Origin of the sequence: Rhodococcus opacus (genome assembly GCF_012396235.1) — a bacterium.
Taxonomy (GTDB): domain Bacteria; phylum Actinomycetota; class Actinomycetes; order Mycobacteriales; family Mycobacteriaceae; genus Rhodococcus_F; species Rhodococcus_F opacus.
Genome location: NZ_JAAXPA010000020.1, coordinates 24,293 through 39,209, shown reverse-complemented (window position 1 = coordinate 39,209; position 14,917 = coordinate 24,293). Strand labels below are relative to the sequence as shown.

Below are 14,917 nucleotides of genomic sequence, written 5' to 3'. Positions count from 1 at the left end.
GAAACGGGATGCCGCTAGCGTTGTTTCGCACCCACTGGCGCTGTTGATGACCTTCTGCTCTACAACAGTCGCTCCTGCACATGAGACGCTCGAAGCTACCGGGACCGGCGTCGCGCTCGCTCCACGACCCGATGTCATCCCATTTCGGTCGAAAGTTGACGCATACAAGAGACGTCAGATCATCTCCACGGCGGACCGACTTCCTCGGTACCCATCCGGGAATCGTTCAGCACGTCCGAAAAACAAGAGCCGTATCGAGGCGATGTTCGCCGATCGGGAGGAGCCGGAGAACCAGCAGGACCGATCACGTTGATCGGGCGCGGTGCGGGTACCCGCACAGGACCGGTGAACACCTGTTCTCGATGGGTGCCGATCTGACCGGTGCGCACTGTGTTTCATTCATCAACCACACCAAGGACCCTGAAAATGTCTACTCGAATTGCCGCCGCGCTCTCCGCGGTTGCCATCACCCTGTCCCTCGGCGCCCTCACCGCGCCCACAGCTTCGGCCGCACCGGCAGTACCCGCCGCGACTCCCGCCGCCGGGTCGGTGACGATCTGCTTCGGTGTACCGCTGGGATCGGCCAGCCTCAATTGGTGCTTCTGACAAAGCCATACTGCGTGTGACCGATGTTGCACGCCGCGGCTGCGATGCCGGGATCCTGACCTTCTCGGACGCCGGGATCCTGACCTTCTCGGAGTTGAACTCATTCGCTGTGAGCACATCCGGTGCCCTGAGTTTTCAGCGCCGCCGGTCGCTGCGGTCGTCCCGCCGATCGTCTCGCCGATCGGTGCGGCGTCGGACTCCATGTGCCACCACCGCCGCCGTGGCGACCGTGGTGGCGGTACGCGCGACCGGGGCGGGTCCGATCACCGCTGCTCGGCGCAAACGTCTGGCTGCTAAAGGCATGTCAGGCACCAACTTCCTCGTCTGTTTCGATTGCGGCCAGCAGGGCCTGCACCGGGATGCGCCCACTTGCCACGAGTTGTCCACCGGCGCGGCGTGTGGCCGACGCGAACGGTGCGGCCCACGTGTTCTCCCATACCAGCACGGCCGCTGTACTTCCGGGGTCGATCGCCGCAGCGACCGCGTCGACGTCGTCCTCGCTGAGGAGCATCGCCAACTCGGTCTCGTAGGACCGCAACTCGCCGATCTCACTGTCGTCGAGGTCGGAGAGCTCATACGCTTCGAGTGACCCGTCCATGTCCTTCCTCAGAAGTAGAAGATCCAGGACACGGACTATTCCGCGTTCGACGAGGTCACCGAGTGCGGGTGCGATTTCCCCGTTGAACTTGCCGCCGGGGAACTCCACCACGATCCAGTCGACTGGACCGAGCTCGTCAATTTCTTCGGTCATGTTCGCCACATCCTCCTCATGTTGTCGATTCTTGTGGGGTGCCATGTGTGAGCAGGGCAGGCCGGGCCACCAGTTCCACCAGGAACAGCGCCACCACGGTGACCATCACGACCAGGCCTGACGGGTACCTCCAGAACACGAGAGTCATCGTGGCGATGGCTTCACGCGCGTGTGCGGCACGACCGCGAGCGGGTGCTTGGCCACACCCGACCCCTCGGACGTGTGTGGTGCCTGCTCTTTACTTCAGCAGGATCACCTCGGTGACCGATAGGGCTGAATGACCCCTTGACGTCGGGCATCGTGCATGGCGGGCGCACGACACACGGTGGGAGACGGATTCGGTCGATTGGTGACTCCGCCAGTGGCGAACCTCGTCGACGATGCCGTGGCCGGACACGATGGGCCGTCGACCGGGGCAGTTGACTGTTTCTCTCCGGCTCGCCGCGAAACCCCATCGCGTCGGTTCGCCGCAGTTACTCGCGGGAAAGCATGGCGGCTGCTTCGCGCTCGAGATCGACGAACGGCTCACCGCTGACGTCGACGGCGACCCTGTTCAAGGTGCCGCCGGTGAACGCCCACGGGGCGGTACCCGGATAGTCGTCGGTGACGGGTTCGCCGGCGTCGTGTCCGGCGTTGAGTCCCTCGCCGCCGATCCCGAATTTTCCTGCCTGGGTGTGGATCCGGCCCTCGGCCACCTTGCGGTCACCGTAGTAGAGACTCAGGACCCCGTGAGCGTGGCCGGGTGGGTCCTCACCGTCCTTGTCGAAGGACGCCGCCAGGATCAGGTTCTCACCGGTCGGCAACTCCTCGTCCGCTCGGATCAGCTGCTGTTCGCTGCCGAGGAAGTTGTACACGTAGTGCAGCCGGTTGTCTTTGACATACAGAGCGTGCCCACCGAAACGTCCGCCGTGCGAGAACAACACTCCGGCCGCCCCCGGGCCGGGGATGTCGACGAGCGCTCCGATCGAGTACGAGCGGTTGCGGACGCTGACCGCCACGGATTCGGGCACCTCTGCCCCGCCCGGCCGGTAGACGTAGCGGTTGCGTGGCGGCGTCAGCTGCGGTCGAGGGGTCAGCAGGATTTCGATGGGCAAGCGGTCATCGAGCGGCAACGCCTGGTTCGCGCCGGCCTCGTGGAACCACAGTCCGACCAGTTCGGCGAGTCTGCCGGGTTCCTCGGCGGCGCGGTCGTGGAGTTCGGATCGGTCGGTCTCGGTGTGGTAGAGCTCCCAGGCGTCTTCCGGGAAGTGGCTCCACCCACTGATCGCCGGGTGTGTGGTGACCGCTTTCCAGCCGTCGTGCCAGATCCCGCGGGTGCCGAGCATCGAATAGAACTGGGTGTGCTTCGCGGTCGGAATGGCGGCGGCGTCGAAGCTGTAGCGCATGCTGACACCCTGGATCGGGTGCTGCGTATATCCCTTGACTGTGTCGGGGAGTTCGATCCCGAGGCAGTCGAGCAGCGTCGGCACCACATCGGTGGCGTGGTGGTACTGATCGCGGATTTCGCCGCGCGCGGTGATGCCGGCCGGCCAGGAGATGATGCACGGGTCGCAGGTGCCTCCGTTGAACGAGTAACGTTTCCACATCTTGAACGGGGCGTTGAACGCCATCGCCCACCCGTTCGGGTAATGGTTGTAGGTTCGGGTGGTGCCCAAATCGTCGAGCAGGGACAGGTTTTCGGCGAGATCGTCCGGGACACCGTTGAACAGCTTGTTCTCATTCACCGAACCGTTGGGTCCGCCCTCGCCACTGGCCCCGTTGTCGGAAACCAGCACGATGATGGTGTTGTCGAGTTGCTCGATCTCCTCGAGGTACGCGAGCAATCGGCCGATCTGATCGTCGCAGTGCGAGACGAACCCCGCGTACACCTCCGCCATCCGGGCGAACAACCGCTTCTCATCGCCGGACAGGCTCTCCCACGGGCGGGTGTAGTCCATCAGAGGGAACGGCTTTCCTTCAGGGCCGCTGCGTGTTTCTGGGCCGCCGATCGGATTGAGCGCGGGCAATTCGGTGCCGGGCGGTATCAGACCCATCTCCTTCTGGCGGGCCAGGATCTCCGCGCGCATCGCCTCGTACCCAGCGTCGAACCTGCCCCGATACCGGTCGGTCCACTCCTTCGGCGCCTGGTGCGGAGCGTGCGCACATCCGGGGGCGTAGTAGAGGAACACCGGCCGGTCCGGGGCGATTGCCTTGACATCGCCGAAGTACTCGAGCGCCCGGTCAGTGATGTCGACACCGAAGTGGTAACCCTCCTCCGGGGTGGCCGGTTGCTCGACCGGGTGATTGTCGTGCACCAGGTCCGGATACCACTGGCTGGTCTCGGCCCCGAGGAATCCGTAGAAGCGCTCGAAACCCCGGCCGATAGGCCAGTTCCGCTTCGTGGAGGCCAGGTTCATCTCGTCCTCGGCGCACAGATGCCACTTGCCGACCATCGCGGTGGAAAATCCCTGCTCGACCAGGATCTCGGCGAGCGTCGCGCATTCCGGGGGAATGTGCCCGTTCGCGCCCGGGAACCCGACCGCCGCCTCACTGATGCACGCCATCCCGTTGGTGGTGTGGTTACGTCCCGTCAGCAGGCAGGATCGCGTCGGGGAGCACAGGGCGGTGGTGTGCCACTGCCCGTACCGCAGCCCGTTCGCGGCGATCCGGTCGATGTTCGGGGTCTCGATCGGCCCGCCATAACACCCCAGCGCACCGAAACCCACGTCGTCGAGCACGATGTACAGCACGTTCGGCGAACCCGGAGCAGCTTTCGGCTGCTCGTACGGACCCCAATCCGGAACCGAATCCCGAATGTCGACGTTGACGATTCCGCGGAACGGTACAGCCATGATTTGGCTCCTTGATCGGGTTGGCCCTCCTTCTCACCACAGCACTCCAGCCCCGACGATGGCTAGGGCCGAACGGCAGTGCAGCTTCATCCCGGAACGGGCGACCTGAGAGGACCATTGCAGCCAGCTATCCGACGACGCCCATGACTTGGGCGTCGTCTTATCGTTGGTCGCCTGCCAGCCGGGGCAGGGTCAGCGTCGTCCGGTAACGTGCTCGATGTCGAGGACGAGGTAACCATCGGAGGGCTGGATCGTCCACGGGGAGGAGCCTTGCTCGCCATCGTGTTGACCGGCCTCGCCCTGCGCATCCTGTCCCTGCCCGACGAGTCCTGGGCGCGCTGACAACCGCTGCCGGATGCACCGCGGCGTCGGCGGACTGCTTCCCCGACGGACGCGGCGCCGGAGTGGCCCCCCAGACATCGGCGAACCGGCCGGAGTGGCGGAGTTACGCATCCTCGCGGCCCGGACGCCTCGCGGACGTGCCTATCCGAGGCGATCCGTCCAGCCGGGACGCCACAACGCCACGACGATGAGGGCGACGTCAATCGCAACGCCCCACAGGAGCTGACGATCCCAGAAGAGCACCAGGGCGATGAGTGACGCGACGGCGGACCCGATCGCCAGCCCTGGCCAGATCGATGCCAAACCCGGTACTCCCCATACGGCGAGGGCGAGCAGCGCGAACCCCGCGACGGTTAGCGAGACGAGGGCAATCGCGACCGGTTTCCGGGTCGTTTCCGAGATCAGCCATGACCGGTCGAGTCGGAACGGCCACGCCGGATCGTCGTTGGGTGCGAACCACATCAGGTGGACCAGGCCGTGCGCAACGAGGAGCACGCCGAGGAAGAGTCGTACAAGAAGCTCCACCGGTCGCCTCCTCTCGCGCTCCCAGCCTCGACGCCATAGCAATCGCCCTTGCGCTTCACGTGCGAACGCCCAAAGCAAGACGACCGATAGAGAGCGGGCGACGTCTTGCGGCACACCCAGAGTGTCTCGACAACCTACTGTTTGACAAGACGTGGGCGCTTGCAGATATCGATCGACTCGGCTGAGTCGCGGTCTGCCGGGTGCGCGAGGGACGGACCAGGGGTGTCGTCCAAGACCTGCCCGCCGCAACCGAACTCGACCTGGGCTGAACCCGGCCGGACCGGGATTCGCCCGCGCCTGGGCAGTCGTTGCCACTGCGGGCGGTTACCAGAGGGTGAGGGGCAGGCCGGCTGCTTCGGCACACCGGATCAGCTCCTCGATGTTGTCGGGATCGTCGCCGCGGGCGAGACCGGTCCGGATCGCGGCGGCGATGGCTCGGGTACGCCCGGCCGGGCCCCGAACGTCGGCGACTGGGCTGGCGAGGTTACATCGCCGCAGGTCGTACTCCACCCTTCTCCACCGATGCTCTGACGGCCCGAGATAACAATCTCAGACACTGACCCACGACGGCGTGAGGACCGTCGCGGCGGGCGGTTGCGCTGCGCCCACGCCGAGAACCGCATGGAAACCGTCCACGATGCAGTCGGTCATGACCTTGAGGTCCGGGACCGATGCCGTGTCGGCGTTGATTCCCACGCAACAGGTGTTGGTGTGGGACATGAGGGTGACGTTGAGGGCGGTGCCGAGCGTGGGTCCGAAGGCGTAGTACCGCTCGATCTCGGCGCCGGCGACATACATCGGGATCGGGGAACCCGGCACGTCGGATGCGAGGAAGTCGACGTGCTTGAAGACCGAGGCCAGATAACTGGACGGAAGCAGGTTGAGTGCGCCGGCGATGGCGCCCGACAGCGGGACCGCGGGGTCGTGGCGCGATGCGCCGACGATCTCGTGGATCCGATGCATCAGTTCGGCTGGGTCGGCCACGTTCGCGGGCAGCGCGAGCCGGACCAGCGTGATGCGATTGCCGCCCAACGGGTCGGCTTCGGTGCGCAGGCTGACCGGCACGGTCGCCCTCAAGTATTCGACGTCAGCACCGTGCAGGGTGTGATATTTCCGCAGCCCGAGCAGGATCGAAGCGATGAACGCGTCATTGAGTGAACCGTCGGCGCGCTTCGACGCCTGATGCAACGGTTCGACCGGAACGTCGATCACCGCGAACCTCCGCCTGAGGCTGCGTTCGGTCATGACGGGGGAAAGGGTGTCCGGGATGGGACGCGCGAAGCGAACGACCGCGGCGGCCGTCGTGGCGGCGGATTGCACCGCGCGGATGGGATTGACGAGCGCGCGGCGCACCGATGGCAAGGCGGCACCGACGGCCTTCCGCGCCAGCTCGAAACCCGTCGCCACCTCCCATTCCACCGTGTCCGCGAGAGCGCTTGTCTCCGTCGGCACGGGAGCATCCGGCAGCGGGCCTCGATCCGTCCCCCCGCGGGCGAAATCAACTATCTGGTCTGCGATCTGGATACCGCCGAGGCCGTCGGTCAACGAATGATGAACCTTCAGAACCAGCGCGGCCCGGCCGTCGTCGAGGCCGCTCAGCAGCGTGAACTGCCACAACGGACGGTCGCGGTCGAACGACTCCATTCCCGATCGCCGCGCGACATCGAGGACCGTCCTGATGTCGGCGGGGTCGGGAAGCACCAAGCGGCGCAGATGCCACGACAAATCGAAGTCCGGATCCACCACCCAGTGCGGTGGTGCCAACCCCAACCAAGCCGGAACGAGCTTGTGCCGGAAATTCGGGACCACCCGGGTGGCTCGGTCGATCATGTCGACGAAACGGTCCCAGTCCGGTGTGGTGTCGAAGACGACGACGGCCACTATCGTGGACCGCAGGATCGGGTCCCGTTCCATGTTCCAGGAAAAGAAATCCGGCTGGGTCATATGCGATTCGCGATTGCCCGCCATGAAGATCCGCCCTTGCGCCTGTGCGTGATAGTGCTTCAACCCCGACGCTAGTGATTCACGACTGGACTCCACTAGAGTCGTTCGTCCGCTCATTGCCGGCGAAGATCCCCTGTGTTTACGTCTCCGCGCCGACAGTGTTCCGGGGCGTTGCCAGTGCCTGCCGGCCATCACGGTAGCCCGCCAGCATGAACTGGGCCCAGTTCCGGGTGCTCAGAAACTGTCGGTAGAAGCCGACGCCACGCACGGTCTCGTAGGGAACGGGCTCGATCATCGTCACCGTAGAGGCCGACCGAAGCCGGGACAGGTTTTCCCGTGCCAGCTCGATCTGCTGGCATGTGCGCACCTGGCTCGCGACGTACAGGATGCTCGCCCGCCGATCCTCCCACCCGGTGGCGTCTTCGCCCTCGAACCCGGGCGGGTAGAAGCCGTTGACTGCCAGGGTGAGGTCGCAGGGTTCCTCGATGTCGAGAACGGGATGGACCGGGAAGATATCGACGATCCCACCGTCGCACCAGTGGAAGCCCCCGAACTCGACCGGCTGAATGAACAGCGGCAACGCGACGGCCATGCGCACGGCGCGCGCCACCGGTAGATCGGGATAGGTACCAGACCCGAGATACACGAGACGATTCTGCTCGACGTTCCAGATCGGCGCATACGCCGGAATGGGCATCTCGCCGAGCGTCATGTCACCGAGGAGACTCCGATAGACGTTCTCGATCGCCTCACCCCGCAGGATGCCGGCGAATCCCCTGCCGGCTGTCGGTGCCACGCTGAGCAGCTCGCGCCAGCCGACATCGAGATAGTCGTCGGGCCGCAGTCCGAGGACGAACGCGGCGACTTCCTCGGCGGAGAATCCGGCGGCGACCGGGAAACCGAACATCGCCGACCCAGAGCACAGCGAGATGACGGCGGGACGGACGCCGCCCTCCTCGAAGGCCCGCGCCACCCCCACCACGGACGCGAGCGCACCACTTCCTCCTGTCGCGACCAGCGCCACCCGTTGACCCTTCGCCACCGTGGTGGGGTACGGCGAGAACGGCGGAAAGGGCCGGAAGTGCTGTCCGCGTGTCGCGTCGGGCAGTGGGAGCACCGCCCGACCGGCATCGGCGAGGAACCCGGCATCTTCGCGTACCCCCTCCAGCAACTCGCGCGTGCGGGTGATGACATTGAAGTACTGCCGGAGCCGGAAGACATCGAGCACAGCGCTGAGCATGTACTCACTGTGTGCGTTCACGGCTGTTCCAGGCCAGAGTCGTCGGTCCCTAGAATCACGCTATCGTCGCGAAACGCGCGGCACGACGGGATCGGTCAGACGTAGAGCGTGTCGATGCTGTCGGCGAAGCTGTCGACGACAATCGTGCGGCGCAGCTTCATGCTCGGTGTCAAGTCGCCGGCGTCGATGGACAGCTCTCGGTCGATGACGCCGAATCTCTTGATCTGCTCCCAGCGGTTCAGTCGCCGGTTGAGTTCGTCGATGTAGCCGCCGATCAGTTCGTGCGTTTTGTCGTGCCGTGCGATCTCGGTGAACGACTTGCCGCCCAGCCCGTTCTTGCCTGCCCATTCGGTGACGGCCTCGGCATCGAGGCTGATCAGCGCGACGCAGTAGGGCCGGCTCTCGCCGTGCACGATGATCTCCCCGACGTACGGGCAGATGCCCTTGAACGTCGCCGCGATCGCGGACGGCGCGACGTACTTGCCCTGCGACGTCTTGAACATGTCCTTCTTGCGGTCGGTGATGCGCAGATAGCCGTCGGCGTCGATCTCGCCGATGTCGCCGGTGTGGAACCAGCCGTCCGGCTCGAGCGCCTCCGCGGTGGCGTCGGGGCGGTCGTGGTAGCCGGTCATCACGCCGGGGCCTTTCAGCAGGATCTCGCCGTCGTCCGCGATCTTGACCTCGGTGCCGGGGAAAGGCCAGCCGACGGTTCCGAATCGATAGGCCTCCGGACGGTTGATACTGGACGCTGCCGCGGTTTCGGTGAGACCGTAACCCTCGAGCACGATGATGCCGACGGCATCGAACCACTGCGCGACCTCCCGATCCAGCGCTGCCGCCGCCGAGACGAAGAAGCGCAGCCGACCGCCGAACCGCTCCCGGATGGTGGAGAACACCAGCCGGTCGGCGACCTTGTAGCGCAGCGAATCCAGCCGCGACGGTTCCTCGCCTGCTTGTTTCGCCTTCGATACCCTCAGCCCGACATCCATCGCCCAGTCGAAGACCCTCTTCTTCAGCCCGCCCTCCTCGGACACCATGCCCTCGATCCGCGCGCGGGCTTTCTCGAAGATGCGCGGAGCCGCACCCATGAAGGTGGGATGCACCACGGCGATGTTCTCGACGATCTTGTCGACCCTGCCGTCGATGGCGGTGGGGAAGCCGATCTGCAGCGGCAGTGCCAGCATCACCTTGCCGAAGGCGTGGGCCAGGGGCAGCCACAGATAATTCAGGTCGTCCGGACCGAGGATGTGAAGAGCATCGACGGCGGCCGCGGTATACGTCCATGCCGAATGGGGCAGGATCACACCTTTCGGCTTACCCGTGGTGCCGGACGTGTAGATGATGCTCGCCACGTGTTCGGGACGGATCGCATACGCGCGCTCGGTCACGACGTCGGGGGATTGTGCGACAAGCCGCCGGCCGCGCTCCTCGACGTCGGCAAGCGTCAGCACCCAGTCGCCGTCGCCCTCGCCGTCGATGATCACCACCGTGCGGACGCCGGGCAACTCGGCGCGATGCTGTCGGAGCTTGTCGACCTGGGTCTGGTCCTCGGCGAACACGACGCGGCTGCCCGAGTTCGACACGATGAAAGCGACGTCGGGGGCCTTCGTGGTGGGGTAGACCGTGGTCGTCGCAGCCCCGGCGCACATCACGGCGAAGTCGACGAGCACCCATTCGTATCGCGTCGACACCGCCACCGCGACCGGGTCTTCCGATTCGACACCAAGCGCGATCAACCCGGCGGCGAGTAAACGGACCCGCTCACCCACCTGCCCCCAGGTGACACTCGTCCAGCCGCCACCGGACAGGAACCGGAAGGCCTCCGCCTGCGGGGTGGTGCCGACACGATCGAGGAAAAGGCGGGCAACCGACGGGGCTCGATGGTCGATCTTCGCTTGATCGACGACTTCGTCCGCGGGGCTCAGCGCAGCCATATACCCAGTCTAGGGGTCTCGTGCGGCTGCGTCGCCTGTCTACCAGGCCCCCAATCGAGCGTGGGACGATGGTGACGGTGATGTTCTCCGGCACCAGCGCGATACTCTCGTCCGACCCGCTGACAGCGCGTTCGCGCACGCGGACTACCTCCGTCACCTTCGCCGTCCTGCCCGCTGAGTTCGCTCCTCGCGGTCGCAGTGCGCGGACACGGCTCGGTGAGTCCGCTGCCTTCGTTGATCTGGGCCCAGCATCGTCAGCCGCTACGTTCCCGCCCACGGCCCGAGCATTTCGCGCACACTCGGTGGATGCCTTCCTCGTCGACGGTCCCGTCTCCGATGCCGGCCACACTCGGCCAACTTCCCCGCGGTGCGGGGTGGGCGTTCGAGATGAAGTGGGATGGTCAACGCGCCATCACCACCGTCGACAACGGTGTAGCCCGGATGTTCAGCCGCAACGGAAATGACATCACTGCCACCTTTCCGTGCTGTCCCCCACCACACAGCTCCGCAACGAGGCGCCCGTCACGTGCTACGTATTCGACGTCCTGGCCCTCGATGGCAAGTCCACGACCGGGCTGCCCTACCTGCGGCGACGGACCGAACTCGACGACCTCGCGCTGTCCGGGCCCCGCCTGCAGGTGCCGCCGTACCGGACCGACGTCGACGGCGAGCAGATGCTCGATCTCGCCCGTAGACATCACCTCGAGGGAGCAGTCGCACAACGCGTCCACTCGACGTATCAACCCGGTCGCCGCTCCCCCGCCTGGATCAAACAACCACTACGCGCCAACACCGAAGGGATCATCGTCGGCTGGGTCGATGGCACCGGAGCCGCCCGCGACGGCATCGGATCACTCCTCCTCGCCGCATACGACGACAACCACCGACTGGTCTACATCGGACATGTCGGCACCGGATTCACCACCGCGACACGGAAATCACTACGAGGGCAGCTCGCGGCGATAGAACGACCCACGACTCCCCTCGATTCACCGCCACCTGCGCGGGACACACGAAGGGTGCGCGCTGGGTCGAACCACGGTTGGTCGGCGATGTCGAGTACCGCGAACACACCAGCGGGGGGCTGCGTCACCCGAGCTGGAAAGGCCTCCGTGACGACAAGGCGGCCAGCGAAGTCGACTTGCCGGGGCGGCATTGAGGCGTGTGGCAATGGCCGTTCGGACATCCCTCTCGGGCTGCTTGTGGTCGAGGTACCTGCCGACGCTCTGTTTGCGGCGGCGTAGCGGCTTGCACGTGTTAGCGGGTGCGTGATCACCCTGCCGCTGGACGTGTTCGACGAATCGGTGCTCACCAGCGAATCGACGCACGTCCAATTCGCGGCGGGCACGAGGTGCGCAGCGGGAGCGTGAACGCAGAATCCGCGTTCGATTTGTGCAGGCACTGCGGTCGGACGGGCTCGGCGACGTCGGAGGATGCCCTTCGGGAGGCCCTGGGTGAGGCGCGTCGTGCCGACGTCGGCAACGGAGGTGTGCACTGTCAGCCCGGCACTGTGTATTCGTAACGGATGATCTGCTCACCGTCCCAGCGCTTTCCCGTCATCGTCACCGTGACGTTGATCCCGTCGTCGTTGATATTCAGTACGCCATACTGGCCGCCCCCGGGAAAGGGCCGTCTGGTCGACTCCCACCGCGACTACGCGAAGGCTCCGAGCAGCAGGGGCGAAAACAACCGGCGAAGCCGCCCTGATTGCGCGGCGCGCACCGCTTGGCCACCGCGCCCCACACGCCCTGAACCCGACCGCCCAACCCGACGAACTCGCCGGCGGCCGATTCGACTCCCTCGACGGCAGCCACGCCTACCTCTACCTCGCCGACAGCCCCGACGGTGCGATCGCCGAAACCATTTGCCGGGACCTGCCACTCGACCCTTCGATCGCCCGGATCGTGCCCGCCTCCACCGTGACCGGCCGCACCCTGACCGCCCTCACCGTCCCCCGCACCCTCACCACGGCCGCACTCCACGGGCCGCACCTGGCGTCGGTCGGACAAGACCTCTGGCTCACCAAATGTGAAGCCCGGCACTACGTCACGACAAGACGGTGGGCCCACACCATCCGCGCCGCCGACAACGACATCGACGGACTCGCCTACCGGCCCCGGCACAACGAAGACACCCTCGCCTGGATCCTCACCACCGACCCCGCGATCACACCCCACGTCGACCTGGCAATCGACCCCACCACCACGCCCCTGCCGCTCGACCACGGCCCCGGCCGCGACCTCGTCGCCCGCATCATTGCCGACCACAGCGCCATCCTCTCCCCCACCCGACCTCCGTCCGACGTGCCGCAACACCCGGCGGCACGCCTCCGGTGGCCAGGAGAATCCGGCACCGCCGGCATTCATCAACTCCCGCAGCTTCTCCAACATCCCCGCCCGCAGGTCCGGGCAATCCACCACGTTCTCAAACACCTCGCCCGCGGACGCGTTCCGTCCACCGGGGCATGCACAACGCGGTCTGAGATCCGAATAAGGAAATCTCGTAAAATTTTCGGGTACAACAAGTTCGCGTAGCAGAAGCTCGGTGAAGGTCACCTCAGTACAGCCCGAGGTCTTCCGTTAGGGCCGCCAGCTCCTCCGCGGCGTCACGCGAGGCCCCAGCTGCGTCCGCTGATAGGCGAGCAGAGAGGATCCGAGGATCCGGCGATGCCGGCCGACCATTCGGTACTCGACATGCCCCTCGTCGAGGAGCTTGATCACATGCGGGCGCGAGACATTGAGCATCTGCGCGGCCTGCTGGGTCGTCAGCTCCGCGTGCGCCGGGACGACGGTGACCCCCTGCCCCGCGGCCATATTCGCCAACACCTCGCGGATCAGATCGAGCACCGCCCGAGGAAGATGCACCGACTCCGCGGTACCTGCCACGGTCACATCGAGGGTGTCCCCCGCCGGCCCGACATCACGAAGCAACTGCAGAGCCTGCCGGGCCTGCTCCTGCTCGACCACGGTCGGCTGATCATGTGCTGCGGACATCGCGCACCTCCCAAACGAGATATACGCAACAAACGAAACAACCGCAACGGAGGCCTGGCGTCGTCAACGACGCCACCCACTTTCCAGGATCACCCCACGGCGCACCTCAGACGAGGGTGTAGCCGAGCGCCTCCGCGGCCGCGGCGAGACGGCGTTGCAGGCCGGGATGCGCGAGCGGGTTCGACGTCGCCGGCCGCACGGGGAAGGCGTCGGCGGCCGGGGGGAACAGCGCTGCGCACGGGCCCCCGGAAAATCGACCCCGGTACAGCAGTCCATCGAGCCCGGGGTGCGCGGCCGCAATGGTGCGGGCCCATCGCTGGGTGATGCCGTGCGCCGCGGAATCGAGGGCGAAGGTGCCACCGACCGGGGTCGGCCAGCGGCCGGCCCCGAACCCGCCGACGTCGAGGAGCCGCAGTTCCCGCGCCGGATGAAGCCCGGTCAGATACGGCGTCTCCTGCACCCGGTCGATCGTGCGGGTGGCCTGGAATGCTTCCGCGAGCGCACCGTGCACATCGGTGGCCCCGTACCAGACCCCGTGCCCCGGGTGGTCACCGCGCGGGAGTGGGTGCGGGTCGAAGCGCAGCACCGGGCCATACGTGCGGAGCTCGTTCCAGGCGAGCGCGTGGCTGCTGGTGGTGCGGTGCACCCGCCAGAGGATGTCGGTGGTGGGGACGATGGCGTATTCGTTGTCGCGGATGCCGTGGTGGGAAAGGCCGTCGACGGTCGGAGGGTGCGGGAGCATCCGCGCCACTTACGCTGCCTCCCATTTGATTTGGGTGATCACTTCTAGTGCGGTTTTGACGTCGCCGCCGCTGGTGAGCCAGTCGATGACCGACACCGGGCTTGCGTCCAGCATCAGATCGGCACGAGGGTCGGTCAGGGCTCGCTCGAGCGCAAGGGGATGCAACCCGTCCGGGAGCATCGTCAGGATGCGGTCGAGGTTCGGCACCATCTCCTCACCGTTGAACTGCACCGCGGGTAGCAGCAGTTTGTTGCCGACCTTGATCGACCACACACTGCCCGCCGCTGCGCGCTGGCGGATCCGGGAGGTCGACACCCCGAGCAGACCGGCCGCCTCCTCGACCGTCTTGGCGGTCGCGGTGAGCCCGCGCATGCGTTGTTCCCGCTCGGCGGCCGCAGCGGCCGGGGCGAGTGGGTCCTCGGTGAACCCGGCAGCGTCATACAAGGCGGCGTCGTGGTCGCTGAGCTGGGCGTTCGGGTGCGCCCCGCGGGCCAGCGCATGCAGCAGCGGCAGCATGGTTTCCCGCGAGACCGGGGTGCCGAGCGCCTCCCCCACCGCGGCCTCGAAGTCGACGTCACCGGCGAGGTAACGGTCATCGATCGTGCCCACCACCAACACCTCCTAACAGTAACTAACAGACTACCTTACTGTTAGCTGACTGACGAGGGTAACCGACCACTGCGTCGGCGCATCCGCGAGCGTGAGATCCCGAAGGTGAAGCGCCACTACCCGCCGCGGAGGCTTCGCAGCGGGAGGCTGCAGGCTCAGTGGCGGCGCCACCCCGCCCACCCAGAACACGGCCGGCCGGGAACGAGAGCATCCCCAAGCGACGCGGCCGAGGTCAGGTGAGTGCAGCGAATTGGCACACGACCGGCTTCCGAATCCCGCGATCACTCGGACTGCCACGGTGACGACGTCGCAGCCGCCCACGCCAGCCCGCGGCCCGTGGACACGGCACACGCCAACGTGCCCCGCCACTGCGCGGGTTCGGTAACCGGTGTATATGGCG

Annotated in this window: 13 protein-coding genes and 1 pseudogene; 3 read left to right on the top strand and 11 right to left on the bottom strand. The window is 66.2% G+C overall.

Features of this window, described 5'->3' with window-relative positions; all coding sequences use genetic code 11:
* Nucleotides 1-426 precede the first annotated feature (426 nt).
* A complete protein-coding gene (locus tag HGB39_RS24490) occupies nt 427-606 on the top strand; it encodes a hypothetical protein (RefSeq protein WP_155756154.1) in 180 nt (59 codons plus the stop codon).
* A 304-nt stretch (nt 607-910) separates the two neighbouring features.
* On the opposite strand, the gene HGB39_RS24485 is transcribed toward HGB39_RS24490, so the two are convergent.
* The 8 genes from HGB39_RS24485 to HGB39_RS24455 all read right to left on the bottom strand — a co-directional run bounded on the left by HGB39_RS24485 (nt 911) and on the right by HGB39_RS24455 (nt 10,173).
* Complete coding sequence (locus HGB39_RS24485) at nt 911-1,357, bottom strand: DUF6325 family protein (protein ID WP_043790755.1); 447 nt, start codon at nt 1,355-1,357, stop codon at nt 911-913.
* Nucleotides 1,358-1,373: 16 nt separating this feature from the next.
* The gene (locus HGB39_RS39635; RefSeq protein WP_257237486.1) at nt 1,374-1,496 is read right to left on the bottom strand and encodes a hypothetical protein; all 123 of its coding nucleotides are present in this window, start codon (nt 1,494-1,496) and stop codon (nt 1,374-1,376) included.
* Between the two features lie 334 nt (nt 1,497-1,830).
* A complete protein-coding gene (locus HGB39_RS24480; protein WP_054246519.1) occupies nt 1,831-4,188 on the bottom strand; it encodes an arylsulfatase in 2,358 nt (785 codons plus the stop codon).
* Nucleotides 4,189-4,671: 483 nt separating this feature from the next.
* Nucleotides 4,672-5,055 carry a hypothetical protein gene (locus tag HGB39_RS24475; RefSeq protein WP_005568818.1) on the bottom strand — a complete coding sequence of 128 codons (384 nt, stop codon included), beginning with the start codon at nt 5,053-5,055 and terminating at the stop codon, nt 4,672-4,674.
* Between the two features lie 324 nt (nt 5,056-5,379).
* Nucleotides 5,380-5,565 (bottom strand): hypothetical protein, encoded by a 186-nt coding sequence (locus HGB39_RS24470; protein ID WP_005568817.1) that lies wholly within the window; start codon nt 5,563-5,565, stop codon nt 5,380-5,382.
* 39 nt (nt 5,566-5,604) lie between these two features.
* Nucleotides 5,605-6,999: a wax ester/triacylglycerol synthase domain-containing protein gene (locus HGB39_RS24465; RefSeq protein ID WP_005568816.1), complete on the bottom strand. Its 1,395-nt coding sequence runs from the start codon at nt 6,997-6,999 to the stop codon at nt 5,605-5,607.
* 139 nt (nt 7,000-7,138) lie between these two features.
* Nucleotides 7,139-8,239, bottom strand: a complete 1,101-nt coding sequence (locus HGB39_RS24460; protein WP_043790750.1) for a patatin-like phospholipase family protein — start codon at nt 8,237-8,239, stop codon at nt 7,139-7,141.
* 95 nt (nt 8,240-8,334) lie between these two features.
* Complete coding sequence (locus tag HGB39_RS24455) at nt 8,335-10,173, bottom strand: AMP-dependent synthetase/ligase (RefSeq protein ID WP_005568814.1); 1,839 nt, start codon at nt 10,171-10,173, stop codon at nt 8,335-8,337.
* A gap of 306 nt (nt 10,174-10,479) precedes the next feature.
* On the opposite strand from HGB39_RS24455, the pseudogene HGB39_RS24450 reads away from it, so the two are divergent.
* Both HGB39_RS24450 and HGB39_RS38965 read left to right on the top strand, forming a co-directional pair.
* Nucleotides 10,480-11,332 (top strand): annotated as a pseudogene (locus tag HGB39_RS24450) (ATP-dependent DNA ligase).
* Between the two features lie 544 nt (nt 11,333-11,876).
* On the top strand, nt 11,877-12,707 hold the full coding sequence (locus HGB39_RS38965) for an RES family NAD+ phosphorylase (RefSeq protein ID WP_312029810.1): 831 nt from the start codon (nt 11,877-11,879) through the stop codon (nt 12,705-12,707).
* 45 nt (nt 12,708-12,752) lie between these two features.
* Here HGB39_RS38965 and HGB39_RS24440 read toward each other — a convergent pair whose 3' ends face one another.
* The 3 genes from HGB39_RS24440 to HGB39_RS24430 form a co-directional block, all read right to left on the bottom strand.
* A complete protein-coding gene (locus HGB39_RS24440; protein WP_242322939.1) occupies nt 12,753-13,166 on the bottom strand; it encodes a helix-turn-helix domain-containing protein in 414 nt (137 codons plus the stop codon).
* A gap of 106 nt (nt 13,167-13,272) precedes the next feature.
* Nucleotides 13,273-13,908 (bottom strand): RES family NAD+ phosphorylase, encoded by a 636-nt coding sequence (locus HGB39_RS24435; RefSeq protein ID WP_043790747.1) that lies wholly within the window; start codon nt 13,906-13,908, stop codon nt 13,273-13,275.
* 9 nt (nt 13,909-13,917) lie between these two features.
* Nucleotides 13,918-14,517, bottom strand: coding sequence for a MerR family transcriptional regulator (locus tag HGB39_RS24430; protein ID WP_005568807.1), 600 nt, complete (start codon nt 14,515-14,517; stop codon nt 13,918-13,920).
* Between the last annotated feature and the right edge of the window lie 400 nt (nt 14,518-14,917).

Coding starts and splice junctions, on each gene's coding strand:
- HGB39_RS24435 (WP_043790747.1), bottom strand. CDS start 13,908: ATGCTCCCGCACCCTCCGACCGTCGACGGCCTTTCCCACCACGGCATC.
- HGB39_RS24460 (WP_043790750.1), bottom strand. CDS start 8,239: ATGCTCAGCGCTGTGCTCGATGTCTTCCGGCTCCGGCAGTACTTCAAT.
- HGB39_RS24485 (WP_043790755.1), bottom strand. CDS start 1,357: ATGACCGAAGAAATTGACGAGCTCGGTCCAGTCGACTGGATCGTGGTG.
- HGB39_RS24455 (WP_005568814.1), bottom strand. CDS start 10,173: ATGGCTGCGCTGAGCCCCGCGGACGAAGTCGTCGATCAAGCGAAGATC.
- HGB39_RS24480 (WP_054246519.1), bottom strand. CDS start 4,188: ATGGCTGTACCGTTCCGCGGAATCGTCAACGTCGACATTCGGGATTCG.
- HGB39_RS24440 (WP_242322939.1), bottom strand. CDS start 13,166: ATGTCCGCAGCACATGATCAGCCGACCGTGGTCGAGCAGGAGCAGGCC.
- HGB39_RS24490 (WP_155756154.1), top strand. CDS start 427: ATGTCTACTCGAATTGCCGCCGCGCTCTCCGCGGTTGCCATCACCCTG.
- HGB39_RS24465 (WP_005568816.1), bottom strand. CDS start 6,999: ATGACCCAGCCGGATTTCTTTTCCTGGAACATGGAACGGGACCCGATC.